At 32.6% G+C, this 19621-nt stretch carries 21 protein-coding genes, 4 pseudogenes and 1 riboswitch; of the genes and pseudogenes, 1 reads left to right on the top strand and 24 read right to left on the bottom strand.

The features are described 5' to 3' along the window. Window positions 1-5 precede the first annotated feature (5 nt). From THYS13_RS02175 to istA, 6 genes and pseudogenes are all read right to left on the bottom strand, one after another. Entirely contained in the window at window positions 6-248 is a 243-nt protein-coding gene (locus THYS13_RS02175) for a FeoA family protein (protein WP_042832949.1), read from the bottom strand. A gap of 1 nt (window position 249) precedes the next feature. After that, window positions 250-492 (bottom strand): ferrous iron transport protein A, encoded by a 243-nt coding sequence (locus tag THYS13_RS02170; protein WP_042832948.1) that lies wholly within the window; start codon window positions 490-492, stop codon window positions 250-252. A gap of 258 nt (window positions 493-750) precedes the next feature. Beyond that, entirely contained in the window at window positions 751-1278 is a 528-nt protein-coding gene (gene cobO / locus THYS13_RS02165; protein ID WP_042832947.1) for a cob(I)yrinic acid a,c-diamide adenosyltransferase, read from the bottom strand. Next, window positions 1275-1556, bottom strand: a complete 282-nt coding sequence (locus tag THYS13_RS02160) for a hypothetical protein (RefSeq protein WP_042832946.1) — start codon at window positions 1554-1556, stop codon at window positions 1275-1277. Before THYS13_RS02160 ends, cobO begins: the two co-directional genes overlap by 4 nt. 175 nt (window positions 1557-1731) lie before the next feature. After that, window positions 1732-2496, bottom strand: a pseudogene (gene istB / locus THYS13_RS02155) (IS21-like element helper ATPase IstB); the annotation flags it as partial. 8 nt (window positions 2497-2504) lie between these two features. Further along, a pseudogene (gene istA, locus THYS13_RS02150) lies at window positions 2505-3422 on the bottom strand (IS21 family transposase); the annotation flags it as partial. Window positions 3423-3593: 171 nt separating this feature from the next. Here istA and THYS13_RS02145 point away from each other — a divergent pair. Then, window positions 3594-4885: pseudogene (locus THYS13_RS02145) on the top strand (transposase). 200 nt (window positions 4886-5085) lie between these two features. Here the strand turns inward: THYS13_RS02145 and THYS13_RS02140 are convergent. From THYS13_RS02140 to THYS13_RS02055, 18 genes and pseudogenes are all read right to left on the bottom strand, one after another. Next, window positions 5086-5379, bottom strand: a pseudogene (locus THYS13_RS02140) (IS21 family transposase); the annotation flags it as partial. A gap of 232 nt (window positions 5380-5611) precedes the next feature. Next, window positions 5612-7906 (bottom strand): 5-methyltetrahydropteroyltriglutamate--homocysteine S-methyltransferase, encoded by a 2295-nt coding sequence (gene metE / locus THYS13_RS02135; RefSeq protein ID WP_042832945.1) that lies wholly within the window; start codon window positions 7904-7906, stop codon window positions 5612-5614. Between the two features lie 288 nt (window positions 7907-8194). Further along, a riboswitch (cobalamin riboswitch) is annotated at window positions 8195-8403 on the bottom strand. A gap of 163 nt (window positions 8404-8566) precedes the next feature. Then, complete coding sequence (locus THYS13_RS02130) at window positions 8567-9034, bottom strand: CD1247 N-terminal domain-containing protein (RefSeq protein ID WP_042832944.1); 468 nt, start codon at window positions 9032-9034, stop codon at window positions 8567-8569. Window positions 9035-9081: 47 nt separating this feature from the next. Continuing rightward, window positions 9082-9639, bottom strand: a complete 558-nt coding sequence (efp, locus tag THYS13_RS02125) for an elongation factor P (protein WP_042832943.1) — start codon at window positions 9637-9639, stop codon at window positions 9082-9084. 18 nt (window positions 9640-9657) lie between these two features. Beyond that, on the bottom strand, window positions 9658-10722 hold the full coding sequence (locus THYS13_RS02120; RefSeq protein ID WP_042832942.1) for a Xaa-Pro peptidase family protein: 1065 nt from the start codon (window positions 10720-10722) through the stop codon (window positions 9658-9660). Between the two features lie 4 nt (window positions 10723-10726). Beyond that, window positions 10727-11173, bottom strand: coding sequence for a type II 3-dehydroquinate dehydratase (aroQ, locus tag THYS13_RS02115; protein WP_042832941.1), 447 nt, complete (start codon window positions 11171-11173; stop codon window positions 10727-10729). A gap of 29 nt (window positions 11174-11202) precedes the next feature. After that, a complete protein-coding gene (locus tag THYS13_RS02110; RefSeq protein ID WP_042832940.1) occupies window positions 11203-12447 on the bottom strand; it encodes a glutamate-5-semialdehyde dehydrogenase in 1245 nt (414 codons plus the stop codon). Continuing rightward, window positions 12437-13555: a glutamate 5-kinase gene (gene proB / locus THYS13_RS02105; RefSeq protein WP_042832939.1), complete on the bottom strand. Its 1119-nt coding sequence runs from the start codon at window positions 13553-13555 to the stop codon at window positions 12437-12439. The genes THYS13_RS02110 and proB overlap by 11 nt, the downstream gene beginning before the upstream one ends. After that, window positions 13552-14430 (bottom strand): TIM barrel protein, encoded by an 879-nt coding sequence (locus THYS13_RS02100; RefSeq protein ID WP_042832938.1) that lies wholly within the window; start codon window positions 14428-14430, stop codon window positions 13552-13554. The genes proB and THYS13_RS02100 overlap by 4 nt, the downstream gene beginning before the upstream one ends. Beyond that, window positions 14427-14942: a shikimate kinase gene (locus tag THYS13_RS02095; RefSeq protein WP_042832937.1), complete on the bottom strand. Its 516-nt coding sequence runs from the start codon at window positions 14940-14942 to the stop codon at window positions 14427-14429. The genes THYS13_RS02100 and THYS13_RS02095 overlap by 4 nt, the downstream gene beginning before the upstream one ends. Before the next feature lie 13 nt (window positions 14943-14955). Next, on the bottom strand, window positions 14956-15720 hold the full coding sequence (locus THYS13_RS02090; protein WP_042832936.1) for a type 4a pilus biogenesis protein PilO: 765 nt from the start codon (window positions 15718-15720) through the stop codon (window positions 14956-14958). Further along, on the bottom strand, window positions 15721-16254 hold the full coding sequence (locus THYS13_RS02085) for a PilN domain-containing protein (RefSeq protein ID WP_042832935.1): 534 nt from the start codon (window positions 16252-16254) through the stop codon (window positions 15721-15723). 1 nt (window position 16255) lies between these two features. Continuing rightward, window positions 16256-17215: a type IV pilus assembly protein PilM gene (gene pilM / locus THYS13_RS02080; protein ID WP_042832934.1), complete on the bottom strand. Its 960-nt coding sequence runs from the start codon at window positions 17213-17215 to the stop codon at window positions 16256-16258. Window positions 17216-17225: 10 nt separating this feature from the next. Then, a complete protein-coding gene (locus tag THYS13_RS02075) occupies window positions 17226-17486 on the bottom strand; it encodes a late competence development ComFB family protein (protein WP_042832933.1) in 261 nt (86 codons plus the stop codon). Between the two features lie 15 nt (window positions 17487-17501). Further along, on the bottom strand, window positions 17502-18035 hold the full coding sequence (locus THYS13_RS02070) for a PilX N-terminal domain-containing pilus assembly protein (RefSeq protein ID WP_042832932.1): 534 nt from the start codon (window positions 18033-18035) through the stop codon (window positions 17502-17504). After that, the gene (locus THYS13_RS02065; RefSeq protein WP_042832931.1) at window positions 18025-18489 is read right to left on the bottom strand and encodes a PilW family protein; all 465 of its coding nucleotides are present in this window, start codon (window positions 18487-18489) and stop codon (window positions 18025-18027) included. Before THYS13_RS02065 ends, THYS13_RS02070 begins: the two co-directional genes overlap by 11 nt. Further along, the gene (locus THYS13_RS02060; protein WP_042832930.1) at window positions 18480-19157 is read right to left on the bottom strand and encodes a prepilin-type N-terminal cleavage/methylation domain-containing protein; all 678 of its coding nucleotides are present in this window, start codon (window positions 19155-19157) and stop codon (window positions 18480-18482) included. The genes THYS13_RS02065 and THYS13_RS02060 overlap by 10 nt, the downstream gene beginning before the upstream one ends. A gap of 10 nt (window positions 19158-19167) precedes the next feature. Beyond that, window positions 19168-19617 carry a prepilin-type N-terminal cleavage/methylation domain-containing protein gene (locus THYS13_RS02055; protein WP_042832929.1) on the bottom strand — a complete coding sequence of 150 codons (450 nt, stop codon included), beginning with the start codon at window positions 19615-19617 and terminating at the stop codon, window positions 19168-19170. Between the last annotated feature and the right edge of the window lie 4 nt (window positions 19618-19621).

Here is a 19621-nt window from a genome sequence, read left to right as displayed (position 1 = left end):
CTTTTTTATATTTCTTCCACCATAATTTTTTGAGCCATTCCAAAACCTAAAACCATTCTACTTTCACCTAATGCTATAATAAGAGGCCCTATGTCATTTTTTATTACTCGTATAGCAGCTCCTCTACTAAGCCCCAGTTCCGTAAGCCTTCTCCTGATGCCTTCTCCTCCAACAACATTTACAATAATAGCATTCTTTCCTACTGGAAGCATGGCTAATGGCACTATTACTCCTTTTTTCCCTATCAATCTACATCACCTCTACTTCTATCAAAGTTGCTTCACTCTTTCTAAGGCTTAAATGATATCCCAACACGTTAACTTCTATTGGGTCTCCTAAGGGTGCAACTCCTTCTACTCTTAATTCAGTTCCTAGAATGACTCCCATGTCTGTAAGCCTTCTCCTTAAATCTCCTTTAGCCACAATTTTAACAACTTTTGCTTTGGTACCTATTGGCAACTTATCTAATGTAGTCCTACTTTGAGTCTCCACTTTTCTGCCTCCTTTCGTATGATTTATTTGTTTTAATTAATAAATTACTTGAATCCATATCTTTCTAAAAAAACAATTATGTATTTTTGAAATAAATTAAAAATGAATTGCAAATGATATTGATAATATTTCTCATTATCTATATCAAAGTTTATCATACATTTTACTTTAAGTCAATATAAAAAGGCACTAAATCGTGCCTCAGTTTGTCAACAAACTTGTAGATAGAAGCATTCTTTTATCTATTCTCCCACCAGATCAATACTCTATACCCTCTTGAGCTTCAATCCCATTCTGATAGTGGTGTCTTACCTCTTTTACATCACTTATCATATCAGCCTTTTCTAAAATCCTGTCATGCGCATAACGGCCAGTTAAAACCAGTGTAACCCAAGAAGGTTTAATCTCTATTAAATTAAGTACATCTTCTTCTTTTACCAAGCCATAATCTACCGCAACATTTATTTCATCCAGTATCACCAAATCGTATTCTCCACTAGAAATAACTCTCTTTGCAAGCTCTAACCCTTCATTTGCAAGCTTTAAATCCTCCAGAAGAGGTTCATTTTTTTTCACAAAAGCATCTCTTCCCTTTTGTACAATCTCAAAATTTAGAAGATATTTTGCAGCTTTTATCTCCCCGTAATTTTGACTTCCTTTCATAAACTGAATCATATAAACTTTTTGTCCATGACCAATCGCCCTTAAAGCAAGCCCCAAAGCAGCCGTAGTCTTTCCTTTTCCATAACCAGTATATACCATAACAAGCCCTTTTCTATCCTTCACTTTTCTCCCCTTCTTTCCTTTTTACTCACCAGATAATTGTAAAGCTGTGTCAAAGCAACCTCTGCATAGCGCAAATATTTTCTGCTCCTTCCTTTTACAAAAGGCATTAGCCTAGAAGAAAGCCTTCTGCCATATCTCTTTTCGGTGTTCCACAGTAATCCTATTCCCAAACCGTAAGTAATAATTTTCCTAAGAGGTCTCCTGATCACACTCCTATAGCCTGGGCCAAATGTACCAAAAACAAAACCGGCTCTTCTTCTCTTCCCTTTCTCCTCCATTTTTCTTCCTCCTAAAGCGGTTGTACCTTCATTGTAACTCCTAATTTTCCCTTGTGTCAACAAAAAATACTTCCATCATCCGTGTCAAGATTTTGTAGGTAAAAAATTTTTATAACTGTAAAAGTCAATATATTTTTGTACAAAAAGTGGAATATAATTTTGTACAAAAAATGTACTAAGATGCATTCGAAGAACTGTTAAAATATTCAACTTTTGACTTTAATCTATATGAAGGCCCTTTTATTGATATAACATGCGAATGATGAAGTAATCTATCCAATATTGCATTGGCTAATGTTGCTGATCCAAATACTTCTGCCCAATTAGAAAAGGGCATATTAGTTGTAATAATAGTACTATGCTTTTCATACCTTTTAGATATTAGCTGAAAAAATATATTTGAAGCATCTGTGTCTATTGGTAAATACCCTACTTCGTCTATTATTAACACTTTATACTTTGAAAAATGTTTTAATCGGATCTCTAAACGGTTTTCTGCTAATGCCTTTTTTAATTGAGACATTAATTCTTGAAAATGAATAAAATATGTAGAATATCTGTGCTTAGCACATTCTATCCCTATGGCGGCGGCAAGATGTGTCTTGCCTACCCCGGGGGTTCCTACAAACAATATATTTTCGTTATTTTCTACAAATCTTAAACTTTTTAAATCAAGAATTTCTTGTTTGTTTATGCTTGGTTGAAATTCAAAATCAAAATCATCAAGTTCTTTTAAAAAAGGGAAGTTTGCTACTTTAACACATGCAAGTATTGCTTTTTCTTGTTTTGATTTTATTTCTAAATTGCTTAGTTCATATAGAGCATCTATAACACTTTTTTCTCCTGATTTAATCAGTTTTAAGTACATATCTATATTATTTTTTATGTTATTTAATCCAAGCTCTTCTAAATTGTTTAATAGCTTAGTATAGTTACTTACACCCTCACCTACCTATGCAATAATTTATCCAATTCGTTAAGATTATTTGTGCATATTTGTTCAATATCCTCTCTATTTTTGATAAGATTTTCCATTAATTCTCTATAATGAGATTCATGATAATTTATCTTTTTATCACTTAATATATGGACAGATATCAAATCTGTGTTAAAATATACATGTAACTCATTTTCTACTGTTTTAAGAGTTACAGTTTTATTTATATATTTTGGAGGGACTGAGTATCTACTACCTTTGTAATATATCGTAGAATCTTTATGGACAGTTGCTTTTTGTTCGAAGTTCATATAACTTTCTATGATATCATTACTTGGTAGCGGAGATAGATACTCCTTTTCTTTTTGGAATAATATTATAGGTTGTATCCCTGTTGACTGATTTATAGATTGATTAACTTTTTTGTTTATTTCATCAATTATCTTTATTAAATCTTCTTCATTTTCAAATTCACCATTGTATGGCAGTAACCAGTCAATAAATTTGTTAGATGATTCCACCTTTCCTTTTGTATATGAGTGTCTTGGTTTACATAAGCGTATCTTAAAGCCAAAATCATTTGCAAATGCTTTTATTTTATTATTTATCTTCCTCCCCTCGTTTGTTATATCAACTACTGTTTTCATATTGTCAAAAAGTATTTCCTCCGGAACACCTCCTGTAGCTTTAAATGCGTTTATCAAGCATTCAATTACATCTTGTTGAGTTTTTGCTTTCCTATATTCAAAGTAGCAATATCTTGAATATCCAAGTTTATAGTTAAATACATTAACAACAAATTCTTCTCCATATCTCGAAACTAATTTTATGTCTTCCTTCCAATCTACCTGGGCCTGTTTCCCCGCAGGAGTTTCAAATCGTGGATGACCACTTGCTTTTTTAGTAGGTTTCAACCCCTTTCTCTTTACATTATATAGACTTGTGCAAAATTCAAAACTCTTAATTTAAGTCATTCTACAGACATACTTTTTTCCTATCACTCTTGAATTTTTTATCTTTTATGTAGGATTTCCCCTCCCATTTGTCGAATTATTATATATACAGCATGAAAATATTTCTTAAGGAGGAGGAAATCCTACATGTACCAGCTTCAATTACTTTTAAATATACCTGAACTCTTTACTTCTCTGTCTAAAATTGATTTCTATTCTTCTATGTTTGAAAATCTTGACCTGTCTTCAATACCTGAATTCCCTTCCTCTAGTCCTGGCCGTAAGGGTTATTCTCATCATGCAATGTTTAGAGCTTTTATTGTCATGAAAGCTGAAAGATTCGGCACAATTTCTGACCTTTTAGATTATCTCCGCAATAATCTTATCATTGCTCATCTTTGTGGCTTTAACATCCTTAAACCTCTTCCTTCTTATTGGACTTTCCGCCGTTTTATTAATGACTTCTCTCATGATTATTTGACCTCTATCTTTCAAAATCAAGTCAATATCCTCAAAAATATGGGCATTATCTCCGGTGAGTTTATTTCCATGGACTCTACCCCTATTAAAGCTAACACTAAGTTAAATAACCCTAAGTCTTTTTCTAAAAATAAATTTTCTAAAGATAATCAGCCTAAGTCTGATAAGGATTGTAAATTAGGCGTTTATTCTGCTTCTAATGATTCTTCTAATAAACGCTATAAGTTTTATTGGGGCTATAAAAATCATATTATTGTTGATGCTATCTCTGGTTTACCCATCGCTGAAACTACTACTCCCGCTGATGTCCCCGATTTTGAAGTTGCTTTGTCTTTACTTGAAAAGACTAATAAGTGGTTTAACCTTAAGTATGTTAATTTTATTGCCGATAAGGGCTATGATGTTAAGAGAGTTTATAATTTTGTTAGAGATACTCTCCATGGTCATTGTTTTATTCCTCTTAACAAGCGTAATTCTAAAAATCCCCCTCTGACTGATGATGGTTATATGGTTTGTGAAGCGGGTATTAAAATGCTCAAAGACGGCAAGCAATATACGGCAAGCAATATTTTGATGGTTTTATTAAGCAAAAATTTGTTTGCAAGTTCTGTAATTCTAAGGATGATTCTGCCTGCCCTATAAATCATCCTAAATATTTTAATGGCAAAAAGCATAGAGGCTGTACTAAGTATGCTATTATATCTTCTGATTATAGGTCTTCTATTAATAGAGACTCCCTATATTTTAAGGCTGTCTATAGACTAAGAATAGAATCAGAAAGATATAATTCTCGATTTAAAGCTCTGGATTTTGAAAAAGCTTATGTTAGAAATATTAATTCTGTCAGCAACCTTAATACTTTTGGCCATATTACTTTGCTTACTGTTGCTATTGTAGCTATTAAACTGGGTAAATTTGATGAGTTTAAGTCCCTTGTTGGTCTGATGCAATCGGCTTAACTTTTGCTGAATTTGGTTCATGCCACTTTTTAACATTTGACTTCTACAGGATATTTATGCCCTTTTTTAGCTCCTCTTTTTGTCTTTTCTTTTCCTTTGCCACCTTCTTTATGTTCGATTGTCAGTCCTAATTACTATATATTGTATGTCATACATATTTTGGCTTTTGATTATGATTATTTTTATTAATTTTGCACATCCCTATTTACATATTTGTTGAAATTAGAATATGTTCCAATATCATAATTTTTAGAAACAAAGTATTCATATACTCCCTTTACCGTAACCCCCTTTATCTCAAGCTTTGCTTTTATTTCATCATAGTATTTATCTAATTTACTTTGTTTATTTCTTGTTTTTGGCTTGCCTTCATATCCTTCATAATACTTTTTAACAGTTCTCCTATCTATTCCATATTCTCTTGCTAATTCTGAAAAATTAGGTTTTATCTCCATAGCCTTAAATATACTAATTTGACCTAATAGATTTTTCATTTTTGGTATCCCTCCTACAAACAGAAGGATACCAAATTTATGTACAAATTTGTACATTTTCATTTTCCACTTTTCGTACATTCTTATTTTATCATTTACAGTAACCACTTCAAAATAAAGGGTTGTAGGCTTTTTAATTTTGTCTCAAAGTTGTAGTGAAAACTAGCTTTTTTCGTCTCTCCCAAAATATTTTTAATCTCTCCTAATATTCAGTTTTAAGTACATATCTATATTATCTTTTTATGTTATTTTTTAATTTTTTGTTTCTTACCTCCCATGTAGCTAAAACCATATTTTGCAAGGTTGGAATTACTTCATCTTCTTTTCGAGTTTTTAATCCACAGTCAGGGTTTATCCACAATCTACCAACTCCAATTTTTTCAATCATTATTAATATTAGTCTTTCCATTTCCTCTTTCGACACAATCCTTGGTGAATGAACATCAAAAACACCTGGTCCTACCTCAGCTTTTAAAGCGCTTTTCTTTATACTATCAAGTAAGGTAAAATCCGATTTTGCAGCTTCAAATGTGATGACATCCACATCCATCTTAGCAATTTCGTCTAATATGTCGTCAAAGTTGCTGTAGCACATATGAGTATGAATCTGTGTTTGTGGTTTTACTTTCGAACAGGTTAGCTTGAAAGCTCTTATTGCCCATGAAAGATATTCTTGATGATAGCAGCGTTTTAACGGTAACTTTTCAATTAGTGCTGGTTCGTCAATCTGAATAATTTTAATACCTGCTTTTTCAAGGTCCAACACCTCTTCCCTCATCGCCAGTGCTAATTGTAAAGCTACATTTTTTACTGAGATATCCTCTCTAACAAATGACCAATTGAGGATCGTAACAGGTCCCGTTAAAATTCCTTTTACAGGTTTCTTAGTGAGACTCTGGGCGTATTTTATATATTCAACTGTAATTGGCCTTTTTCTTTTGATGTCAGAAAATATAATTGGGGGCTTTACACACCTTGTACCATAGGATTGAACCCAGCCATTTTTTGTGATTATAAATCCTTCTAAGTTTTCACCAAAAAATTCAACCATATCGTTTCTTTCATACTCACCATGTACCAAAACATCTAATCCTATCTCTTCCTGAAGTTTTATAACTCTTTCAATTTTAGCCTTTAGGAAGGTATCATACTCTTCAAATGTTATCTCTTTATTTTTAAACTTGCTTCTTACTTGTCTTACATCTTTAGTTTGGGGGAAGGAGCCTATCGTGGTTGTAGGAAGGTTAGGAAGGTCAAATACTTCTTTTTGTACCTTAATTCTTTCTTCAAAGCTTGGTTTTCTCTCAAAATCATCATCTGTAAGGTTATTCACAACTGTGTTGATGTCTGAAAACTTCTTTGTACTCAATTCCTCAAAAAAGTGGATATTTTGAATATACAAACTATTTTTTGTGTACTCATGTTGATAAAATAAAGTATTTAGTTCAGAAAGTTCCATTAGTTTTTCTTCAGCAAATGCTAAATATTTCTTTTGGCTATCATCAAGCTGTGTTTCAAATTTTAGCGAATATGGAACAAACAATAGCGAACATGACGTCGAAATCACAATATTCTTTTTCTCAACAAAAGTAGATAAGGTATCTAAAATCTCAAGGCTTTCTTTGTAGTTGTTTTTAAATACGTTTCTCCCATTAACCACTCCCGCTATTATGAATTTATCTTTGGGATACCCAAATTTTTTAATAAGTCCTAAGTTGTATTTTCCATCAACAAAGTCAAGTCCGATCGCATCAAAATCAAGAGAAATTAATTTTTCATAGATGTCTCTAACATCCCCAAAGTAGGTTTGAAGGACAATTTTAAGATATCCTTTGTGACAAAGTAAGTTGCGATAAAAACTTAAGAAAAGTTCTATATCATTTTTTTGAAGGTCAGTAACAAGTATTGGCTCATCTATCTGTACAAATTCAACTCCTATACTTTCAAATGTTTCAATAATTTCAATATAAACAGTTAATAACTTCTCCCAAAAATTCTTGTCATAAATATCAACACCTGATTTTTTTGAAAGCATCAAAAATGTCAAAGGGCCAATTATAACAGGCTTTGTTTTTATCCCAATTGATAACGCTTCTGAAAATTCATTAAAAGGTTTTGTTGTAGAAAGCTTAAAAGAGGTTCTATCTGTAATTTCTGGTACAATATAATGATAGTTTGTAAAAAACCATTTTTTCATAGGCAAGGCTTTTAAGTCATATTTTTCATCCTGATACCCTTTTGCCAAAGCAAAGTAGGTATCAAGCTCATCTTTCCCGAGGTTTTTATACTCGTCAGGAATTGCATTTATAAGCATTGCATGATCTAAAAAAGTATCGTAAAACGAAAAATCATTTGAAGGAATTAAATCAATGCCATACTTTTTTTGGATTTTACAATGAGTTTCTTTTAAAACTCTTGAATTTTTAATAAGTTCATCTTTTAAAAGTTTCTTGTCAAGATATCCTTCAACCCACTTTTTAAGTTCTCTATTTTGTCCTATTCTTGGGAAACCAACAATAGAAATCATTTTAAGTTTTTAACCTCCTTGTTAAAATTTTTGATAATTATTATAAAAAATCTCTTCTTTTGTACATCATCATAAAATTCTTTTATTTTAATAATGTACATAAACAAAATGAGTCTTTACTACCAAGAAAAAACTTTGCATATCAAGGTAGTAAAGACTCATTTTTCTACTTAATACAGTTTTTTGCATAAGTATAGTTGTTAAAAAGGGTAACAAAGGATTTCAAAAAGACAACCTACAGGCCCCTCTTAGTCTTTACCACCTTAATTGCACTTCCCACCGAAGCCAATTAAGGCCTCTCAAGCAGGCAGGTCTCCTGGCTAGCAAGTCATCCTTGCCCATTACCTTCCCAGAAAGTGAGCCTTTTAAAAAGTCTTCATCTTTCCAGTGGCACAGAAACTGGGCTTGTCATTGCTCACAGTAGCGGGGGCTGCAGCGGATTTTCACCGCTTTCCCTATTAAGCTGCCATAGCAGCACCTGCTCAATAGTAAAGATAGTTTTTTAACATTGAATTTTTATACACAAAGGCTTTTTTACTTTTTATTTATGGATGTTTGCAAAATGTTTGCAAATTTGAATTAGAAGTTAAATAAAATGGTGTGTTGTTATAAACCCAAGTCCCATACCTATTAAACCACTAATTAGTGGGCATTTTTAAATTAATCTTCATCATCATCTACAATTTTCAAATTTTTTACTTTTAGGGTTTCATTGCAATGAGGACATACCAACTCCGCATCTTCATCTTCTAGAAGCTCTTCTTCCACACTCATCAACATATGGCAATGAGGACATTCTACTTCTACATACTCTTCATAATCCTCCTCTTCATCCTCATATTCCTCATCATCGTCATAATCATAATCATAGTCATGGTCGTCATCCTCATCCTCATAGTCCTCATCGCCATATATGTGGTTTTCAATTTCAGAAAGATCTTCATCTATTTCTCCCACATAATCATCTAATTCGGAATGGGAAGCTTCCAGCTCATTTATAGCATCTGCAAAATCCTCTAAAGTATCTAAAATTGCTAAAATTATTTTACCTTCTTTTGTGCTGTCATCTATCCCTAAGCCGTCTGCTAAACCTCTTAAGTAGGAAACCCTTTCATTTAAGTATTCCATATTCCACATACCTCCTTTACAAAATAGTATTTGACAAATTGCTGCGTTTATACCCTCTCTAAATATTCTCCAGTTCGAGTGTCAATTTTTATTTTGTCTCCAACGTTTATAAACAATGGGACTTGTATGACAGCACCAGTTTCTACAGTTGCCGGTTTGGAGCCACCCGTTGCAGTATCTCCTCTAAATCCAGGCTCCGTTTCTACAACTTCCAGCTCAACAAAAGTAGGGGGCTCAACAGAAAAGGCTTCGCCTTTATAGAACTTTACTGTAACAATCATATTTTCCTTTATGTATTTAATTGCATCCTCAACTTTATCATAATTTAAAGGAATTTGCTCATAAGTTTCTGTGTCCATAAAATAATAAAGTTCTCCATCATTGTACAAATACTGCATCTCTCTTCTTTCTATAACTGCTTCTTCAAACTTTTCTGTTGGGCTGAAAGTTTTCTCTATTACAGCTCCTGTCATAACATTTTTAAGTTTTGTCCTCACGAAAGCTGCACCTTTCCCTGGTTTAACATGCATAAAATCCACAACTGTAAAAACTTGTCCGTCAACCTCAATAGTTACTCCTTTTCTGAAATCACCAGCTGCTATCAAAAAAATCCCTCCATTGCTTTAGTTTAATTCAATTAAATATTTCGGTGATTTAGTTAAATTTATAACACCATCTTGTTTTAATAATACCATATCTTCGATTCTTACGCCACCAAAATCGGGAATATATATACCTGGTTCTACGGTAACAATTGCCCCTTCTTTTAAAATTTCTTCTTTTTTGGAGGATAAGCTAGGAGCTTCATGAACTTCAAGCCCTACTCCATGTCCTAAAGAGTGACTAAAATACTGTCCATAACCTTTTTCTTCAATAACAGACCTTGCTAACAAATCGGCCTCTTTTGACATAAGTCCTGCCTTTAAATTATTTATCGCTCTTTGCTGTGCTTCTAAAACTATGTTATATATCTCTTTTTGCTTCTCATTAGCTTTCCCTATCACTATTGTTCTTGTCATATCAGAACAATAGCCACCTACTTTACATCCAAAATCTATTGTGACAAAATCACCTTTTTCTATCACTTTTTCAGAAGCTTTTCCATGAGGAAGAGAAGACCTTTTTCCAGAAGCTACAATCGTATCAAAAGATAGGTCTTCGGCTCCTTGTTTCTTCATAAAGTACTCTAATTCTAAAGCTACTTCTTTTTCTGTCATTCCTACATTAATGAAATTTAACAGATGCTCAAAAGCCTTGTCAGTAATATTTTGTGCTTTTTTTATGTTTTCTATTTCTTCTTCATCTTTTACCACTCTCAAAGTCTCTACCAAATTAGCCTGTGGTATTAGCTCAATCTCTAAAAACTCTTTTAATTCCTTATACTGTCCATAAGAAATATTTTCTTCAAAAGCTAGTTTCTTTATCTCCAATGTTTTAATATATTCTTTTAAAACTTCTTTTATGCCAGTTTTGTGCTCGACAACTTCAAAATCTTTAACTTCTTTTTCTGCTTGCTCAGTATATCTTCCATCTGTAATAAAAATAGCTTTATCGTGGGTCACAAGAGCTACGCTGTCCTCTCCAGTAAAACCGGTAATATATGTAACATTGACAAATTTGTAAATAACAAACGCTTCTATGTCTTTTTCTTTCATCAATTCTCTCAAATTTTGTAACCTTTTATTCATGATTTTACCCCCCAATTGAATCCTCTAAAAGCTTAACTGCATTGAGGGCAAGGACATAACTATAAGGTCCAAACCCCGTTATCACACCTTTACACTTAGATGCAGTAACAGAGGTTTTTCTAAACTCCTCCCTTCCAAAAATATTTGAAATATGAACTTCTATTACTGGAACTGACACAGCTGCAATAGCATCCATAATAGCTAAACTGTAATGGGTGTAAGCTGCAGGATTTATAATTATAGCATCGAAATTGTTTTCTGCAGAATGAATAAAATTAATTATTTCTCCTTCACTATTAGATTGTTGAATCTTGACAGCTATATCTAATTTTGCAGCCTCTCTTTTTATCAGATTATTTATTTCTTCGTAATTTATATCTCCATATACCTCTTTTTCTCTTTTACCTGTCAGATTTACATTAGGGCCATGAATTATCAAAACTCTTTTCATAATCTCACCTCACTTTACTATAATACACCTTATTTCCTTATTTGTCCACTACCTAAAATTACATATTTATAGGTGGTAAGCTCCTCAAGTCCCATTGGCCCTCTTGCATGCATTTTTTGTGTACTTATTCCTATCTCTGCACCAAAACCAAATTCTCCACCATCTGTAAAGCGAGTAGAAGCATTTACATACACAGCAGCTGAATCTACAGATTTTAAAAACATCATGGCATTTTCATAATTTTCTGTAATAATGCTTTCAGAATGGCCACTCGAATACTTCGAAATATGGTCTAAGGCTTCTTCTATGTCATTTACAACTTTTACAGCCAGTATAAGGTCTAAATATTCCGTTTCCCAATCCTTATCTGTAGCCTCTTTAACTTGAGGACATATTTCTTTTGTAATCTGACACCCTCTTATTTCTACTCCAAAAGAGGTTAATTCTTCTACCATTAAAGGCAAAAATTCCCTTGCAATAGATTTGTGAACCAAAACTGTCTCTACTGCATTACATACCCCTGGTCTTTGAACTTTTGCATTCACAATGATGTCTTTTGCCATATTAAACTTGGCAGTCTCATCTACAAAAATATGGCAATTGCCTACTCCTGTCTCTATTACAGGCACTGTAGAATTTTCAATGACATTTTTTATAAGACTTGCTCCCCCTCGAGGAATAATGAGGTCAATTAGACCATTTAACTTCATCATACGGTTTACTTCTTCTCTATCAGTATTTTCTATAAGCTGTATTGCCCCTTCAGGAATCCCAACCTCATAAGCAGCCTTGGCAAGAATAGAAGAAATTGCTATGTTAGAATTGATTGCATCACTTCCTCCCCTTAAAATCACCGCATTTCCTGATTTCAAACAAAGACCTGCCGCATCAGCTGTTACATTCGGGCGAGATTCATAAATTATACCTATTACTCCTATTGGCACTCTCATTTTGCCAATTTGAAGTCCATTTGGCCTCTTCCACATCTTTTCTATACTTCCTACAGGGTCAGGAAGAGCAGAAATCTCTCTTAATCCTTTTGCCATAGCTTCGACTCTTTTTTCATCAAGTCTTAGTCTATCGATAAGAGAAGCTTTTATATTTCTTTTTTCAGCCTCTAAAACATCCTTTTTATTAGCTTCGAGTATTTTCCCAATATCTTTTATTAAAGAATCTGCCATGTGATTCAAAGCTAAATTTTTTGTATTTTCATCCAACACAGCCATTCTTCTGGCCGCAGCTTTTGCCTGTTTTGCCTTTACTTCAACTTCCATACTTCTCACCTCTTTCAAGTATTACGAGATTATCTCTATGAATCACTTCATCATAATACTTATAACCTAGTATTTTTTCTATATTATGAGTTTTACAACCTTTTATCTTTTCAACTTCTTCTGAAGAATAATTAATAAGTCCTCTGGCAATCTCTTTTTCTTGATGGTCAACTACTGCAACACAGTCTCCTACATCATAATCCCCTTCAGTTTTTACAACTCCACTTGGTAATAGGCTTTTCCCATGCTTTATAATAGCTTTCGCTGCTCCTTCATCAATAAAAAGTCTTCCGCTCACTTTCGCATTAAAAGCAATCCAAACTTTCCTGCTACTTATTGGCTTTTTCATAGGCAAAAATGTAGTGCCAATTTTTTCGCCATTTGCTATCCGATTTAATACATTGTCAATTTTCCCATTAGCTATAATCATCTTAACTCCTGAATTCCAACATATCTTTGCTGCCTGAATTTTTGTATACATTCCCCCAGTTCCTCTTTTTGTCCCCGCACTACCAGCAATTTTAAACAATTCATCCGAAAATTCTTCTACGACTTCTATAATTTTTACCTCTTTATAAATTCGAGGGTCTTTATTATAAAGCCCATCAATGTCAGTCAAAATTATCAAAAGGTCAGCCTCAACTAAACTAGCAAGCAGCGCCGCTAAAGTGTCATTGTCTCCAATTTTAATTTCATCAACAGCTACTGTATCATTTTCATTTATTATTGGCACAACACCCCATTTTAGTAGGTTTGACAAGGCATAACTGACATTTAAATATCTTTTTCTGTCGCTAAAATCTTCCTTAGTCAAAAGAACTTGCGCGGTAATTTTGCCATATTCATTAAAAAACTTTTCATAAATTTCAATTAAAAGCCCTTGTCCTATAGCTGCTAAGGATTGTTTTTCTGGGATAGTTTTAGGTTTTTCCTTTAAATTTAATTTCCCCATTCCTGCTCCAATTGCTCCAGAGGTCACCAATACTATTTCTTCGCCTCTGTTTGATAAATTAGCAATTTGCCTCACTAACTTTTCCATTATTTCTAAGTTTAATTTGCCATTTTCATATGTCAAAGTGCTTGTACCAACTTTTACCACAATTCTCATGCTTCCGACATCCTTTTTGCAATATTAAGATATATCTCTTTTAGTTTCAAAGCATCCTCTGCCATAGTTCCTCTCGATTCACATATGACAATAGGTTCCATCTTTCTTTCATAGAAAAGCTGGGCCAAAGGTTCAAATTCTGGTCCGTATTGAGTGTCTTGCAATGTCCAATGCCTTTTTTCTCCCTGATCTGTGTATTCAATTCTGCTAAAATGGACGTGTATCTTTTTCGCCTTTTCTTTCCCAAGATACTTTTCAATAATATCCAAAACCTCTGCATAATCTTCTATAGACTTAAACCTTCCATTATCTCTTGCATGTAAATGAGCAAAATCTATGGTTGGAATAATCCTTTCATCTGCATCGCAAAGTTCTATCACTTCTTCTAAAGTACCTAATTGATTTTTCTTTCCCATTGTCTCTGGACATATGGTTATATCAGTAAGCTCTTTATCTTCCATTTCTTTTAAAATTTCCTTTAAAAGTTTTTTTGCTCTATCTAAAGCCTCTTTTCTCCCCCCTTCTGTTGCAGAACCAGGATGAAAAGTTACCCTTTTAGCCCCCATCCATTTTCCTGCAATTAAACTATCTATTAAGTATCTCTTGGAATTTTCCATTTTGGTTTTATCCGTAGTAGCTAAGTTTATGTAATAAGGAGCATGAACAGTAATAGTTATGTTAAACTTTTCTGCTCTTTCTTTAAGCTCTTTAGCCATTTTTTCGCTAATTTTTACTCCTCTTGAAAAAGAATATTCATACGCATCAAGCCCCATGTTATGGAGCCATTCAGGCATCTCTAGAGAAGACTTATGCCCTTCTTTATAAAAACTGTCAGAATTCCCAGAAGGTCCAAATTTTATCGTCAATCCCCTCATCCTTTCTTAAGTCTAATATAAGCCTTTATGACTTCCTCTGCTACTTCATCTATTGTCATATCGGACACATCGATAATACCGTCGGCAAACCTATAAAAAGGCTCTCTTTCTCTTAGAAGCTGTCTTATTTTTTTTTCTGGATTATCCACCATAAGAAGAGGCCTGTCTTTATTCTTTTCTATATTCCTCAATATAATTTCTGGCCTGGCTACAAAGCAAATTACTACACCATTTTTTCTTAATTGTACAATATTTGAAGGGTTTAATACAACTCCCCCTCCTGTAGCTATGACAAAATTTTTTAATCGGGCTGCTTTTTTAACTGCTGCTTTTTCCAATCTCCTAAAATAGTCTTCTCCATATTTTTCAAAAATCTCTGAAACAGTCATATTTGCCATTTTTTCAATCATTTTATCCGTATCTATAAAACCGAAGGACATAGTGGTAGCTACTTTTTTGCCAACAGTAGTTTTTCCGGTAGCCATAAAACCCGTTAAAACGATGTTTTTCATGAATATTTCCTCCTTAAGGCAATGAAGGTATTTTCTCTTTCAAAACTTTTTCTATAGTATCATTTATTATTTTATTTACATCTATGTTCTGAAGATTTTGAGGAGATTGAGAAGCAGAAGACTGTTCTACATTATTCGATTGTTCATTTCTGGTATTATCATACAGAGATTTGAAAGGGTCATTTTTGCCTTTTGAAAAATCTGACTGTATTGAAGTACCACCACTGTCTTTCATTGAATAAATAAAGATCTGTAAAGTCAAAAGAAGGTTTTGCTGATTTTGGTCTTTTACAATAGAGAAACTTTGAATATTACAAAGTCTCTTAGAATTTTGTATTTCCTTTAGAAAAGCTATAATCTCATCGTAATTGCCTGAAACAGTAATATTTACGGGTATTGTCACAAAATCTTCTTTTTTCACATTACTAGTTTCTTTTTGACTTTGTCCTTGGTTTTCAAAATTTAAGCTTTTTGCCTTTACACCTGTATCATTGATCATTTGTTGTAAATTAAAAAGAAAAATTTCTATATCCCTTTCTTCTGGTAAAATGATGCTTAATTCCTTTAGTTGAGTTTGTTGTTTGTCTAAACCTTCTTTTAAACTTTTATTGTTTAAAGTAGTTACTTGTTCTAAAATTTGTCTTTTATTTTTTAATTCAATAGATAAATTTCGTATTTCTAAAATTTTAGGAGTTAAATAATATTGATAATAAAGTGCAAAAAATCCGAGTATGACAGCAAAGTAAATTAATGCCCTTTCTCTCCCTGTAAGCTTCATCTACGATACCACCTTGATTTTTACTTGTAAAATATATTTTAAAAGTCCTTTATCAGTCAAATCTATAGATTCTACTTTCACATCTTCTACATAACTTATACTTCTTAGGTTAAGCATAAAAGCTGCTATATCAGATTCTGAAAGTGCTTGTCCATTTATTTCTAAAATATTTTTTTCATACTTCAGAGAATCAATAGATACTTTTTCAGGTGTATTTAAGGCTAAATTTTGCAATATACCTACTGCATCTACTTTTTGCTTTTTCAATTTTTCTATTAAGCTTTTCTTCTTTTCTATATAAGCAGATAAATTTTTTACATTTTGCTGCAACTGCGAAATCTCTTTAAATTTACCTAATTCATTATCTGCATATTTTAAGTCTTGATACAATTTATTTATATATACCAGTGGAAAGGCTATTAAGGCAAAAATAACGGTAACTAAAACAAACACAAAAAAAAGGCGGGATATTTGCTTTTTCCTTCGCATTTTTTGTTCCTTTAGTTCAGCTGGTATGAGGTTTATATCCTTCAACCTATTCCCCCCTTAAAAGGCATCCATAAACAGGTAAAAAGTATAAATAATCTTCTGTTTCTGTCACAAAAGTAGGTATCCTAAAATAATCTTCCACGTATTCTCTCAAACCTAAAAGTTTAGAAGTACCACCTAACATGATAATTTTTTGTATATTTTTATGATATGTGGCATAATAAAAGTCAAATATTCTACTTAGCTGTTGAAACATTTCCGAAAAGGATAAAAGTATAGTATCTTCTATATCCTTATAGTTTTCTTCTCCAATAAATTTTTTTGACCTTTTATATTCTTCTGCTGCTTGAAAATCTATATTAAAGGCATTCGCAATTATTTGTGTAATTTTATTTCCACCAAACTCTATGCTCCTACTAAAAATGTAATTTCCGTTATTAATCACCGTCGCATTGGTAACAACTGCCCCTATATCTACAACTGATACTATTCCTTCAGCTAAATTCATCTTTTTACAAGCTTTATAAATTGAATTGCTATAAATATCAATGGCTTCTAATTTTAATTTTAACATCTCTGCTAATTTAACATATTTTTCTATTATATCCTTAGGAGAAGAGGCAATCAGTACTCTAATCGTTTTATTTTTCTCTGCAATATTAGGTAAATATCTATAATCTATCACATAATTTTCATAGTCAGGAATGTATTGCTCAATCTCATAGTATAAGGCCTTTTCGATTTCTTCTTCTTTCATTAGGGGCAATTCTAAATCCCTTATTATATTATTTGAGCTGGAAATAGTAAAACACACTTGTTTTTCTTTGATATTGTTCCTTTTCAAAGTCTCATTAATTACATCTGCCAATGAATTTATATCAATAATTTTACCATTAGTTATCACATTAGAAGGCGTATTTATAATTAACCTTTTACCAAAAAATTTATTCTTTTTTTCTCCAACTAATAATTTTATATTAAAATTCCCTATTTCAATTCCAAGCATTTTTTACCTCCTAATGGCGCTTATTGTTATTCACTTTAAGAGCAGCCATTGTTATAGCTTTTATTATGTCTACCTCAAATTGCCTGACTAACTCATTTGTCTTTACATATAGTTCTCCTTCTTCTGATACAACATATTTTGGAGGTAAATTGTTAAGTGCTAAAGCTTTTATGTCCATTCTACACCTGTCGCATTTACAAACGTCTAAATCTTTCAAAACCTTATCCATCATTTGGTCAACAGCGTCTTCCATGTAATTTTTAAGATGCATAAAAACCCTCTCCCATTATTTTATTTCCCACTTAGAAACAGTAAGTGGCTCGGACGATTCGAGATTAAGTATAAGCTCTGCATATCCCTCTTTTTTGATGTTTTTGTACTCCCCTGTTGTATTTATGTGTATAATATATGTAAGCCTATTGTAATTGCTATCTAAAGTCATACTTTGTATTGTGTATTTTTGACCAGTATCCCCTAAATACCCTGATTGAGGATATTTATAAAATACGTTTTCCTGAAGATAGTTCTGGACAAAGGAATAGATGCTTTGATATAAAAATTCTCTTGGTATTTTTTCATTGGTGTTGTTTATGATATTTTGTGCCCGCTGAGATAAATCACTAAGTAATTGGTCATTAAACTCATTTTTAGCAATATCCAAAGCTGCTTCTGCAGCGTATGAAGCAGAAATAGAATTTGCGTAGGCATGTGAAATTTTATAATTAGTAATAGTAACTTCTAAAATAGCAACCCCAAGGACTGTGAGAATTAAAATCACCATTAGAGTAAATATTAGGGCAGAACCTCTCTCATTGACCATTTATATCACTCTTTCTTAAAAAAACATCTGTAGAGAGGGAAAATCTGTTTGACCCATTATCATCACTTTGCCCAATTATTTGGATATTTATCATGTTCGTACTTTTTTTAGCCACATTAAAACCATAAATCTTGACAGCTAATTCATGCCCTGCATTGCCATTGGTATAAAGAGCGTGCTTTTTTCTGTCTAGCCTTATGACAAGGCCGTCTATGTTTATGCCATGTCCATTGTCAATTACAGTAACATGAGAAGGCCCCTTTTCTAAGGCAGTTACAATGTAATTTATGGCAAATCTGACATTTTGCTCAACATCAACGTTATTCTGTGTACTTATAAAAGACTTGTATCCTGAATAATATAAAGATGAATAAATCCCTATCACAACCCCTAATATAGCCAATGTCACGATTAGTTCAATGAGGGTAAAACCCGCCTCTTTTTTTACCACCATTTTAACCACCATGGAATGGTAAGTCTTGCACTTTCTGCTGCTTTTGTGGCAATAGCTTTTAAATTAGTCACTCCTGAATTGATTAAATTGATGACTGTACTCACCAGTTTAGGAACTTCTATAATAGACTCTAACCCAAAAGCAGGTATTACTACAAAAAGTATGAATAAAGCAGTCCATATAGCGATAACAATTATTGCTATTAAATTCAATGCATAATTAACTACTCTATCAAAGACGTTTCCTTTAGAACCACCTGAAAAAGGCATATAAACAGGCGTATAAGCTGTAATAGCCGTTTTAGGCGCCACTACATAAAGGGTATAAAAAGTAGTGCTTGAACCAGCTTTGCTGACTCTAATTTCATATTGAGAAAGTCCATTACCTGAATCTGTGACATGCTGCTCTACATAAGGCAAAAAGCCTTCTTCTTCAAAAATCTCTGTTACTTTTGACAGATCAGAATTATCCTTTACAATTCCAGCTTTTATGTTTTCTGCAATTGTCTGTGCAATTGTAGCTTCTTTTGTCTTTATCTTAGAGTTAGCAGAAGTTATAGCAGATTGACTAAAAATACCCAAAAGAGGTATTGCCACTATTGCAAATATAGCTATTGAGACAAGTACCTCTATTAAAGTCATGCCTTTATTATCCTTTAAAATCTTCATAAAATCACTCCTAATAATTCCCCTTTATCATAATACGCCCTGTAGCAGGAAGCACAGTTATATAAATTTCTTTTTTGTTATTTTTTAAAGTTATTGTACAACCTCCAGTAGAAGGAATCCCAATTTGATTAAATCTTATTTCCTTTTGTATATTTTTTTCTATTTTAATTCCTTCAGGCAGATTTTTTGACTTAATATTTTTATCGTCTTCATATCTATTTATATAATAACCAGTCTTATCGGGTTTGATTTCAAAATATAAATTTTCTCCTTCAAAAATACTTTTTTGCTGTATGTACCTTAAGTCATTTACAACCTCACGTGCAATCAGAGTAAGCCTTATATTTGACTTCGTCGTATCAAAAAAGTTAGTCGAAGGAATAACTATAAGAACTATAACTGTAAAAATTGCCAAAACCGTTACAAGCTCTATTAAAGTTAATCCTTTCTCTCTTTTCATAAGC

The organism is Thermoanaerobacter sp. YS13 (assembly GCF_000806225.2).
Classification (GTDB): Bacteria; Bacillota; Thermoanaerobacteria; order Thermoanaerobacterales; family Thermoanaerobacteraceae; genus Thermoanaerobacter; species Thermoanaerobacter uzonensis.
This window is presented reverse-complemented; position numbering and strand designations above follow the sequence as displayed.